Consider the following 11517-nt stretch of genomic DNA (forward strand, 5'->3'; position numbering starts at 1 on the left):
ATTGGAGGTTGTGTGCTGGCCGAGCTGGGCTATCTCTCACTGTTGTTGGCGACGGCGCTGTCTCTGGTGCAAGGCACCCTGCCCTGGCTGGGGCTGAGACTCGCCTCGCGCCCGCTGCTCGGCTGCGCCAAACCGCTGGCGCTGCTCAATGCCGCCCTGCTCGGGGCGGCGCTGGGGCTGCTCGCCATCGGCTTTGGTCAAAACGACTTCACCCTGGTGTATGTGGCCCAGCACGCCAACAGCGCCCTGCCCATGGGCTTCAAGCTCGCGGCCGTGTGGGGCGGCCACGAGGGCTCCATGCTGTTCTTCGTGTTTGCGCTGGCGCTTTGGGGCGCCCTGGTGGCGCTCTGCTCGACGCGGGTCGATCCGCTGATCAGCGTGCGGGTGCTGGCCATCATGGGGCTGATCGTCGGGCTGTTCGGCCTCTACACCCTCGCCTTCTCCAGCCCGTTCGACCGGCAGTTCCCGGGGCCGCTGGAGGGACGCGATCTCAATCCCATGCTGCAGGACATCGGCCTCATCATCCATCCGCCCCTGCTCTACCTCGGGTACGTGGGTTTCGCGGTCAACTTCGCCTTCGCCATGGCGGCGCTGCACTCGGGCCGGCTGGATGGCGCCGTCGCCCACTGGAGCCGCCCCTGGGCGCTCGGCTCCTGGGTGTTTCTCACCGCCGGCATCGTGCTTGGCTCCTGGTGGGCCTATTACGAGCTCGGCTGGGGCGGCTGGTGGTTCTGGGATCCGGTGGAGAATGCCTCCCTGCTGCCCTGGCTGCTGGGCACCGCCCTGCTGCACGCCCTCGTCGTCTGCGAGAAGCGCGGCGCCTACGGCCACGGTGTGCTGCTGCTCTCCATCTTCACCTTCTCCCTGAGCCTGCTCGGCACCTTCGTGGTGCGCTCCGGGGTGCTCACCTCAGTGCATGCCTTCGCGGTGGATCCCAACCGCGGCCTGACCCTGCTGTTGCTGCTCGGCCTGCTGCTCACCACGGCGCTCACCCTGTTTGCGCTGCGGGCCGATACCCGCGCCCCCTACGCCCGCTTCGGTTTCTGGTCAAAGGAGGGGCTGCTCGGCGCCGCCGTCCTGTTGCTCTGCGTGGCCTGTGCCAGCGTGCTGCTCGGCACCTTCTACCCCATGGTGTTCAAGTCGCTGCACCTGGGCTCGCTCTCGGTGGGCGCCCCCTATTTCAATGCCATCTTCGTGCCGCTGGCGCTGGTGCTGATGGCGCTGATGACCCAGATCCCGCGCCTGCGCTGGCAGGGACTGAAGGCCAGCACCCCCATCAAGACCTTGTTGCCACTGCTGCTGGGCATGCTGGGGGGCGGCCTGCTCAGCCTCGGTTATCGCGAGCAGGGAGCGCTCAGCTGGACTAGCCTCGCAGCCAATGTGGTCAGCCTCTGGCTGCTGGCGAGCCTGCTGCTCAACTTCCCTTTCAAGTCGGGCGCCCTGAGTGCCGTCAGACTGGGGAGCCTGCTGGCCCACCTCGGGGTGGCGGTGTGCGCCCTCGGCATCAATCAGGTGAGCCACCACAGCCAGGAGGGGGGCACAGTGCTCAAGCCGGGCAACCCTTACTCGCTCGGTGCCTATGAGTTTCGTTATGAGGGGAGCGAGCCGCTGCTCGGCCCCAACTACACCGCCGAGCGCATCACCCTCAGCGTGCACCAGGAGGGCAAGGAGGTGGCCCGGCTGCAGCCGGAGCGGCGCCACTACAGCGTGCGCACCATGAACATGAACGAGCCCGGCATCGCCTGGGGCCTGTTTGGCGATCTCTACGTGGTGCTGGGGGAGAAGATGGGACCGGACGCTTATGCCATGCGCCTGCACCACAAGCCGCTGGTGCGCTGGATCTGGCTGGGGGGCCTGCTGATGATGGCGGGCGGCGCCCTGCGTTTGCTGGGTCGCCGCCCGTTGCTCGTGGCCCAATGTCCCTCCGCCAGCCAGGCATGCAATATCTCGCCGGGCCAAACCCGCCAACCCGAGGAGGCACAATGAGCCGGCTACGCCTCTTTATCCCTCTGCTACTGACCCTGGGCCTCGGCACCCTGCTCTGGCTCGGGCTGGGCAACGATCCCTACGGCCAGGACGAGGCGACCCTGGGCCGCCGCCTGCCCGACTGGCAGAGCGCGGATCTGTTTGGCGGTGATCCCATCCACACCCAGGCCCTCAAGGGGGAACCCTTCGTGCTCAACGTCTGGGCCAGCTGGTGCCCCAACTGCCGCGCCGAACACCCGCTGCTGGCCGAGCTGGTGGGCACAGTGCCGCTCTATGGCCTCAACTACAGAGACAAGGGGGACGCGGCCCGTACCTGGCTGAAGGCGGCAGGCAACCCCTATAACGCCGTGCTGGCGGATCCGGACGGCAAGTTGGCGCTGGAGCTCGGCGTCTACGGTACGCCTGAGACCTATCTATTCGATGCGGACGGCACCCTGCTCAGCCGTCACACCGGCGAGCTGACCTGGGAGATCTGGCAGCGCCAGTTTGTACCCCTGTTGGCTCAAGCCCAGGCCAAGGCCCGCACCGGGGCTCAACGCCGGACCAACCCAGCGGAGGCTACCCCATGAGACGCGGCGCCATCCCCCGCTTCCTCGGCGCCTGGCTGGGCCCCCTCTCTCTGACTGCCCTGCTCCTTGGCATCAGCCTGACGGCCCTGGCCAGCGGGGTCGATACCTATCAATTCCGCCACCCCGAATTGCAGAGCCGCGCCCAGGAGCTGGCCCGCGCCCTGCGCTGCCCCCAGTGCCAGAACCAGAACCTGGTGGAGTCCAACTCCCCCATCGCCCGGGATCTGCGGCTCGAGGTCTACCGCTGGGTGGACGAGGGGCAGAGCGACGAGCAGGTGATCGCCCGCATGACGGCCCGCTTCGGCGACTTCGTGCGCTACGATCCCCCCCTCAAGGCCGGCACGGCGCTGCTCTGGGCCGGCCCGCTGCTGCTGTTGCTGCTGGCGCTGCTGCTCCTGCGCCGTAGCCTGCGGCGCAGGCACCAGGCGCGGGCACCCTTGCTCGGCTATCAGCCGCAGGGGGCTCCCGCCCAGGATCCCAGGGCCGAGCTCAATCGGCTGATCATGGTGGAGCAGCAGGCCGGACTGGCCCCGCACTCGCGCCTCCATCGGGAGCTGGAGCAGGCGCGGCTCGCCAATGCCACCCCAGCTGCCGAGCAAACCTTGCGGGCCAGACTCGCAGACTCGGGCCCCCTCAGGCCCCTGCCCTGGCTGCTGCTGGGCGCCCTGCTGCTGGCGCTGGTCATCGGTTTCTATGCCAGCACAGGCCGCTATCAGGCCTGGCAGGCCTATCAGTCGCGCCCCGATCCCCTGGCGGGGCTGAGCCCCCGGGATCTGCAGGACAAGGAGCTCGGCGCCCTGCACCGGCGGCTGCAAGACAACCCCCGGGATCTCGATAGCTGGGCCGAGCTAGGTCAGCTCTATCTCTATCGGGACGAATACGAGGACGCCTGGCTCGCCTATCAGCGCCTCGCCCTGCTGGAAGAGGGGGCCAGCGCCGCCACCCTGGCCGCCCAGGCCACGGTGCGCTACTACCAGGCGGGCCAGCGGCTCACCCCGGAGGCCAGCCGCCTGCTCGATGCCTCGCTCGCCCTCGACAGCGGCGAAGTGAGCGCCCTGATGCTGCTCGCCTCCGATCACTTCCTGCACGGCCGCTACGGCGACGCCATCGCCCTGTGGCAGCGGCTGCTCGATGGCGAGCGCCCCCGCATCAACCGCGCCGCCCTGATCCAGGCCATCCAGACCGCCCGCATCATGGGGGGATAATCGAATTGGGAGATGCGAATGCAGAAGATGGCGCAAGCGCATCGATCAAATCCATAATGCACACCCTGATTGAACAACCCCAAGGTGCCCACATGATCCCCATTCGCTGTCACGCCGTTGCCGGTGTGGCGCTATCTGAAATCGATGGCCAGACCAAGATGCTGCTGATGAACAGGGTCAAGGGCGGCTTCTGGTGCCATGTGGCGGGTACGGTCGAGGCGGGGGAAACCGGCTGGCAGACCATAGTGCGCGAATTTGGCGAGGAGACCGGCATCGCGGTCTCCGAGCTGTATAACGGCCAATATCTGGAGCAGTTTTACGAGGCTGCCTCGAATACTGTGATGGTGGTGCCGGTCTTCGTGGTCTATTGCCCACCCGACCAGCAGGTGCGGCTCAACGACGAGCACACCGAGTATCGCTGGTGCAGCCTGGCCGAGGCCAAGACGCTGGTAAGCTTTCCCGGCCAGAAGGCGCTCTACGACCACGTCTGGCACTGCTTCGTGGCCAGCCGCCCCTCGGCGCTGATGAAGGTCAACATAGACCCATAACCCCGAGTGCCGGCGGTCATGTCTGTCCTGTGCGGCATCTCTAGCCCCATATCATAGAAGGAAGGAGATGCCTCCATCCTAGGACAGTTGGCATGTCCTCTGGTCATGGTTTTTCAATCCCGGATGACATTCAGGGACCTGGCTGGGGATGAGGCGACAAGGGGCGTAAAAAGAGTGGTAACGGATGGCCATAACAGGCATATAGTGCACCGCCATGGCGGTGAAAACCCGGGGTCATCAGACCCATCCATGGCCCTGTATTGCCGAATGGGATGGCGCCGTAGTCGCCAGGCGGCTTATTTCAAGACGCGCCACCCCATAAAAATGAAAAAAGGGAACTTTTGGCATTGTGAAGCGTCAGTTCCCGTCATATAACTTAGCCAAATATCCCTGTGAGTCGTAGTAGAGCCCAATCATGAACCTTCGCCCTTTTCTTCCTGTGCTGCTCGGTGCCTTCCTACTTCCCGTCAGCATGGAAAGCGCCCATGCCAATCCATTTTCTGCGACCTCCTCCTCCACCAACAGCCTGATCCAGACACGCAACAACCTCTCATTGAGTTCGGATGCGTTCGTGGTTGCCAACTCCCGCACCGGCGAGATCCTGGCCGAGCGCAACGCCGACCGGGTGATGCCGATCGCCTCCATCACCAAGCTGATGACGGCGCTGGTGGTGCTGGATGGCAATCAACGCCTCGCCGACCCCATCACGGTCACCATGGACGATGTGGACAGGATCAAGGGCACCGGTTCACGCCTGGCCATCGGCTCGCGCCTGAGCCGTGCCGACATGCTGCACATCGCCCTGATGTCGTCGGAGAACCGCGCGGCCTCGGCCCTGGCGAGGCACTACCCGGGTGGTCGCCGCGCCTTTGTCGAGGCGATGAACGCCAAGGCCCGCATGCTCGGCATGTGGGACACCCACTTCGCCGACAGCACGGGGCTCAATCCGCGCAACGTCTCCAGCGCCCACGATCTCGCCAAGCTGGCGGCCACCGCCTCCAGCTACCCGCTGATCCGCCAGTACACCTCCACCGAACACAGGCTGGTGCGCAACGGCAAACGCCAGATGCAATACCACAACTCCAACCGGCTGGTGCGGGAGGGCAACTGGCCCATTCTGGTCTCCAAGACCGGCTATATCCGCGAGGCGGGCCGTTGCCTGGTGATGGGCACCACCGTCAGCAACGAACCCGTGATCATGGTGCTGCTGCACGCAGATACCACAGCCGAGCGGGTCGCCGATGCCAAGCGGATCAAGACCTGGCTGGAGACTTCTGGCCGCATGACCCTGACCGCCCAATCCACGCCGCAGACCAAGCTCTTCTCGGCACCCTAAGCCCTCAGACTCCCCGCCAACACCGCAGGCCATCCGCCTGCGGTGTTTTGTTATCTGTTCGCCAGGCGGTCGCCCCTCAGCCGGCGCCCTGCGGGGTCGCCTGCATTGGCCGATCTCGGCCTGCCTCTCCCCCGTTTTTCCTCAGCATCAAACATCAACGAAACATGAACGGCCATGATGAAACACTGGCGTTGAATGTTAAGGTGGTGATAAATCACATTTTCAAGCCATCGGATTTGCCGATCCCGCTACCGATGATAACGTGATGGGCAATCGGCGATCTCGACTCGCAGTCGGCGAGGTTGCAGCAGGATTCAACATGCACAAAGGATGATGTGATGAAGATTGTCGTATTGGGTGGCGGGGTGATTGGGGTGACCAGCGCCTGGTATCTGGCCAGGGCGGGTCATCAGGTGACCCTGCTGGAGCGACAAAGCGGTGTCGCGCTCGAAACCAGCCATGCCAATGCTGGCCAGATCTCCCCCGGCTACGCCTCCCCCTGGGCGGCGCCCGGCATCCCGCTCAAGGCGGCGAAATGGATGCTGCAGAAGCATGCCCCCTTCACGGTCAGGCCCACCTCGGATCCCTTCCAGCTCAGCTGGATGCTGAAGATGTTCGCCAACTGCACCCCGGCGGCCTATGCCACCAACAAGGGGCGCATGGTGCGCCTCGCCGAGTACAGCCGTGACTGCATGAAGCAACTGCGCGATGAGCTGGCGCTGGACTATGAGGGGCGCCAACTCGGCACCCTGCAGCTGTTTCGCAGCGCGGCGCAGCTGGAGGCCAGCAAGCGGGACATCGCCGTGCTGGAAGAGTACGGCGTCCCCTATCAGGCGCTCGATGCCGACGGCTGCGAAGGGGCCGAGCCGGCCCTGGCCCGGGTGCGCGGCAAGATAGTCGGCGGTCTGCGGCTGCCCGGCGATGAGACCGGCGACTGCTTCCGCTTCACCCAGGCACTGGCGGCCGAGGCGCAACGGTTGGGTGTGGAGTTTGTCTTCAACTGCGCCATCGACGAGGTCGAGCTGGCGGCGGGCCGGGCCGTGGCGGTGCGGGCCGGCGAGCGGCGCTGGCAGGCCGATGCCATCGTCTGCGCCCTCGGCAGCTACGGCACCGGCTTGCTGCGCCCGCTCGGGATCGCGCTGCCCGTCTACCCGGTCAAGGGCTATTCCCTCACCCTGCCGATGATCGATGCCGAGGCGGCGCCGCGCAGCACAGTGCTGGACGAAACCTACAAGGTCGCCATCACCCGCTTCGATGAGCGGATCCGGGTCGGCGGCATGGCCGAGCTCAGCGGCTTCAACCTGGCGCTCAATCCCAAGCGTCACGACACCCTGGCCATGGTGGTCAGGGATCTCTTCCCGGGCGGCGGAGATCTCGCCCGGGCCGAATTCTGGACCGGGCTGCGCCCCATGACGCCGGACGGCACCCCTCTGGTGGGCCCCAGCCCTATCCCTGGGCTCTGGCTCAACACCGGCCACGGCACCCTGGGCTGGACCATGGCGGCGGGCTCGGGTCAGCTGCTGGCGGATCTCATCGGGGGCAAGGTGCCCGCCATCAGTGACGAGGGGCTGACCCTGGCACGCTATGGCTGAGCTCCTGGCGGCCCCCCACAGAGGCCATGACGCCTTATGCAAGAGGGAGTGCCTGGCACTCCCTCTTGTCATCCCGCCCATTCAGCTCCTTCAAGTTCCCCTCGCCGTCAGCCCGGGCAGCGACTGCCAGACCCGTTCGGGGTCTGGCTCCTCGATGGCCGCCGCCACCAGCCGCTCACTCCAGCCACGATGCAGCAGCCAGACCCGCTGCCCCAGCGCCCCCTGCTCCTTGGCGTACTGCTTCACCACGTCCGCCGTCCGGTAGAAGTAGCGCACCAGTACCTCCAGTTCGGGATCGGGCCAGCGGCAACCGAAATGACGCAGCCGCTCGGACCAGAACGCAATCTGACCCCGCTCGTGCTCCTGCTCAACCTCGTGCAGAGCCGGGATCAGATCCATCGCCTGCCAGAGCGCGCCATAACCGACGAAGCGGCTGTCCAGCGCGTCCAGCGCCTGATCCAGCAGTTGCAGGGTCTGCGGCCAGCTATGGGCCTGCTGCCGGATCTCCTCCTGCGCCTGACACACCGCCGCCAGCCAGTCCATGGCGAGCCGGCAGATGATGGCCTCCTTGTTCGGGAACAGGTGATAGAGCGACTTGATGCCCACCCCGGCGCGGGCGGCGATGGCATTGGTGTTGAGGGCCGCAAACCCCTGCTCCTGCAAGAGTGCCAGGGTGGCCTGCTCGATGCGAGTCACGACCTCCTGGCTACGTTGCTGCCTAGGTTGGCGCCGCATGCAAAGCGCGCTCGGCAATGAATGATCCGGCATTGGCTTCCCTACTCCATGGCGACTGGTTGTCATAACTACATGATGAGACAAGCTAAACACAAGTCAAAAAAAGTGCAGTAATTACTGGCATTTTTCAGAATAGCTGCAATAAACATAAGTGCTCATATATGCAGTAAAAACTGCAATTCACTCAAGGAGAGCATGCAATGGATAGCAAACAGACCAGATTCAGGCTGAGTGTCGCCGCCCTGTTGGTGGGCGGCCTGCTCGGCTGCCAGCAGGACAGCAGTGAGCCCCCGCAGGAAAATACGCTCTATCTCAACGGCAAGATCCACACCCAGGACGGGCAGCGCAGCCAGGCCGAGGCCATGGTGGTCAGCGAGGGCAAGTTTACTTACGTGGGCTCCCGCGAGGGGGCCGAGGCCCTCAAGACCAGCGCCACCAAGGTGGTGGATCTGAACGGCAAGATGGTGCTGCCTGGCCTGCACGACAACCACATCCACCTGCTCGGCACCGTAGCACTGGACATGTGCGATCTCGACGGCCAGAGCATCGATCTGGACCAGCTGGCCGCCAAGGTCAAGGAGTGCCTGCCCCGTTATGCGCCGAAACCCGGTGACTGGCTGGTGATCAATCAGTGGTCCCCCTACGATGGCAACACCCCGACCCCGAGCTATGCCACCCTGCTGGCGACCCTGGATGCCATGGCGCCGGACAATCCGGTGATGCTGGCCGGGGTCGACGGCCACGCCGGTGCCTACAACTCCCGGGCGCTGGCGCTGGCCCAGGACAAGGATGGCAATGTTGTCGGCCTCAACACCACCACCCTGGCGCCGGGCGGCGTGTTCGCTGAGTTCATTCCCTATGTGGACCTGACCAGCGGGGTGATCCGGGACGCGGCCCGCAGCGCCATTCCGGTGCCCGACAGCGGTGTGCTGAGCGCCAGCGGCGATCAGGCCGCCGCCCAATACGACAAGATCTTGCCCGCCATCTCCGAGCTGATGGCCTCTCGCGGCATCACCGGGGTACAGGATGCCTGCTCCTCCGATTTCATCCGCCAGCGACTGCTCAACATGGAGGCGCAGGATCTGCTGCACATGCGCGTCACCGCCGCCACCTGCTTCAACCAGGACGACTACAGCGGCAAGCTCGATCTCGCGGGCCACCTGGCCAAAGCCAAAGAAGTCAGAGAGAGCTTCGCCGAGGATCCGCTGATCAAGGCCGACGCGGTCAAGATCTTCCTCGACGGCGTGATCGAAGGGGATCCCTTCACGGACCCTGTCTTCCTGCCCAATGCCGGCATGCTGGAGAACTACCACCGCCCCCATCTGGCCATGGATCCCGACAGTGCCGAGGTCACCATCACCGCCGACAGCGAGGACGCCGGCAGCAACGGCATCGTCAACTACCGGGATGCGGATCTGAAGCGCTACGTCGGCGCCCTCGACGAGGCGGGCTTCAGCATCCACATGCACAGCATCGGCGATCGCAGCACCCGGATGGCACTGGATGCGCTCGAGGCGGCCCGCGCCAGCAACGGCGATCACGGCATTCCCCACACCCTGGCTCACTTGCAGGTGGTTCATCCCGATGATCAGAAGCGCCTTGGCGATCTCGGGCTCTATCTCACCTTCACCTACGCCTGGACCACGCCCCAGCTCGCCTACGACATGCTGGTCAGCCCCTTCATCCAGCCGACCAAGGTGGGACAAAGCTTGAGCGAGGCGATCTACGATCCCCTTGGCTACCTGCATGAGGCCCTCTACCCGGTCGAGAGCACCCGCAAGGCCGGCGCCGTGCTGGTGGCGGGCAGCGATGCGCCGGTGGACAGCCGGGATCCCCGCCCCTTCGAGAACATGGCCGCCGGCATCATGAAGGCGGCGGATGGCAAGGATGACTATCGTGCCAACCAGCGCATCTCCCTCTCCGAGATGCTGGCCGCCTACACCATCAACGGTGCCAAGGCGGTTCGCCAGGGCGACATCACCGGCTCCATCGAGGTGGGCAAGTCGGCAGACTTCATCGTGCTCGATCGGGATCTGTTCGCCCTGGTCAACGCCGGGACGCCGGAGCAGATTGCAGAAACTCAAGTCGAGCGGACAGTGTTCCAGGGGGAGACGGTCTACGGCACCCAGTGACCCAAAACGAAACGGGCCCCGCGAGGGGCCCGTTGCTTATGTGCCTGAGGATGCGGGTTCATCGACCAAGCCGGGCTGCAGGGCCAGGGTAAAGAGGGCGGCCACCATGTCCGACTGGGTCAGGATCCCCACCAAGCGTTCCCCATCCATCACCGGCATGTGGTGCAGCCCGCCATCGGAGAAGGCCGCCACCAGATCGTAGAGCGGCTGATAGCGCCGGGCCGTGCGCACCTCCCGGGTCATCAGATCCCCCACCCTATGTTGCTCGAAGCAGGCGGCCTCCCTCGGCAGCTGCCGCTCCCGGTCGATCATGAGATCGTGCAGGGTGAGGATGCCGACCAGCCGCTGCGCCTCATCGACCACCGGCAGCGCCTTGACCCTGTGCCGGGAAAGCAGCTCCCATGCCGCCATGGCCGACGCCTCCGGCGAGGTGACGATGAGATCCCGCGACATCACATCCTGACAGCGTACCGTGCCCACCCGCTCGCGCAGGGCGTGCAACTGCGCCTCCTGTAGCAGCTCCTGCAGATCCTGGCGGCTGATGTCGAGCAGCTCGCCGTGCTTCTCCAGGGCGAAGTCGATGTCCGTGGCCTGGGTCGCCAGCCGGGCGCTCGGCTCGGGATCCGCCGTCTGGTGGCGGTTGGGGGCCGCCTTGCCGCCATTGGGGTAACGGCGCCCCAGCAGGCGGTTGTAGAGCAGCCCCAGGCCCAGCAGCAGCACCGAGTTGATCAGCACAGGCAACAGCACATAGCCCAGCCCGAGCTGGCGGATCCCCTCACCACCGATGACGGCGGTCAGCGCCACGGCCCCGCCGGGGGGATGCAGGCTGCGGGTGAGGAACATGGCCGCGATGGCCAGCATCACCGCCAGCGCCGCGGCGAGCGCCGGCTCCGGGATCAGGCTGGCACTCACCACCCCCATCAACGCCGAGACCCCGTTGCCCACGACGATGGACCAGGGCTGGGCCAGCGGGCTGGCCGGGGCGGCGAACAGCAACACGGCGGAGGCGCCCATGGGGGCGATCAGCCAGTGGGCATCTATCCCCAGCGCCCACTGACATAGCCAGCCGGTGCCGAGCAACCCGAGGAAGGCGCCAAGGGCGCCGTAACCACACTCTTTGAGACCGGTATTGGTCGATACCGGAAAAAAATCCCTGAACTGCATCCTGCTCCCGCCGACGATAACATCTATTTAAAATGCGCAATTTTAGCGAGAAGCCGTGGCAAAAGGCCAGCCCGTCGTGCGCGGCATTGCATGAAGGCTGCAAAGCCCGCCCTGCCCCACATGCTGGCCTCCTCGTCTCGGCCCCTCGCCTCCGCGCCTTCGGATCAAAAAAGAGGGAAGGCCTTGGCCTTCCCTCCCTCGTTTATCCCATCGGCTCTGGTGTTGGCGCCTATACGCCCCGGCGCCTCTC

9 protein-coding genes are annotated in these 11517 nt (G+C 65.4%); 7 read left to right on the forward strand and 2 right to left on the reverse strand.

Annotation, left to right across the window (positions count from 1 at the left end; translation table 11 throughout):
* The first annotated feature begins 12 nt into the window (after positions 1-12).
* The 6 genes from nrfE to KW825_RS09360 all read left to right on the forward strand — a co-directional run bounded on the left by nrfE (position 13) and on the right by KW825_RS09360 (position 7236).
* On the forward strand, positions 13-1986 hold the full coding sequence (gene nrfE, locus KW825_RS09335) for a heme lyase NrfEFG subunit NrfE (RefSeq protein ID WP_218329025.1): 1974 nt from the start codon (positions 13-15) through the stop codon (positions 1984-1986).
* Complete coding sequence (locus KW825_RS09340; protein ID WP_218329026.1) at positions 1983-2555, forward strand: DsbE family thiol:disulfide interchange protein; 573 nt, start codon at positions 1983-1985, stop codon at positions 2553-2555. The genes nrfE and KW825_RS09340 overlap by 4 nt, the downstream gene beginning before the upstream one ends.
* A complete protein-coding gene (gene nrfF, locus KW825_RS09345; RefSeq protein WP_218329027.1) occupies positions 2552-3760 on the forward strand; it encodes a heme lyase NrfEFG subunit NrfF in 1209 nt (402 codons plus the stop codon). Before KW825_RS09340 ends, nrfF begins: the two co-directional genes overlap by 4 nt.
* Before the next feature lie 92 nt (positions 3761-3852).
* Positions 3853-4308, forward strand: coding sequence for an NUDIX pyrophosphatase (locus KW825_RS09350; protein WP_218329028.1), 456 nt, complete (start codon positions 3853-3855; stop codon positions 4306-4308).
* 415 nt (positions 4309-4723) lie between these two features.
* Positions 4724-5644 (forward strand): D-alanyl-D-alanine endopeptidase, encoded by a 921-nt coding sequence (pbpG, locus tag KW825_RS09355; RefSeq protein WP_042652322.1) that lies wholly within the window; start codon positions 4724-4726, stop codon positions 5642-5644.
* A gap of 338 nt (positions 5645-5982) precedes the next feature.
* Positions 5983-7236 (forward strand): D-amino acid dehydrogenase, encoded by a 1254-nt coding sequence (locus tag KW825_RS09360; RefSeq protein ID WP_218329029.1) that lies wholly within the window; start codon positions 5983-5985, stop codon positions 7234-7236.
* Between the two features lie 90 nt (positions 7237-7326).
* On the opposite strand, the gene KW825_RS09365 is transcribed toward KW825_RS09360, so the two are convergent.
* A complete protein-coding gene (locus KW825_RS09365; RefSeq protein ID WP_218329030.1) occupies positions 7327-8004 on the reverse strand; it encodes a TetR/AcrR family transcriptional regulator in 678 nt (225 codons plus the stop codon).
* A 167-nt stretch (positions 8005-8171) separates the two neighbouring features.
* On the opposite strand from KW825_RS09365, the gene KW825_RS09370 reads away from it, so the two are divergent.
* Positions 8172-10103 (forward strand): amidohydrolase, encoded by a 1932-nt coding sequence (locus tag KW825_RS09370; protein ID WP_218329031.1) that lies wholly within the window; start codon positions 8172-8174, stop codon positions 10101-10103.
* 36 nt (positions 10104-10139) lie between these two features.
* Here KW825_RS09370 and KW825_RS09375 read toward each other — a convergent pair whose 3' ends face one another.
* The gene (locus tag KW825_RS09375) at positions 10140-11267 is read right to left on the reverse strand and encodes an HPP family protein (protein ID WP_218329032.1); all 1128 of its coding nucleotides are present in this window, start codon (positions 11265-11267) and stop codon (positions 10140-10142) included.
* Positions 11268-11517: the final 250 nt, after the last annotated feature.

The sequence above is a fragment of the Aeromonas sp. sif2433 genome (assembly GCF_019218705.1).
GTDB lineage: Bacteria > Pseudomonadota > Gammaproteobacteria > Enterobacterales > Aeromonadaceae > Aeromonas > Aeromonas encheleia.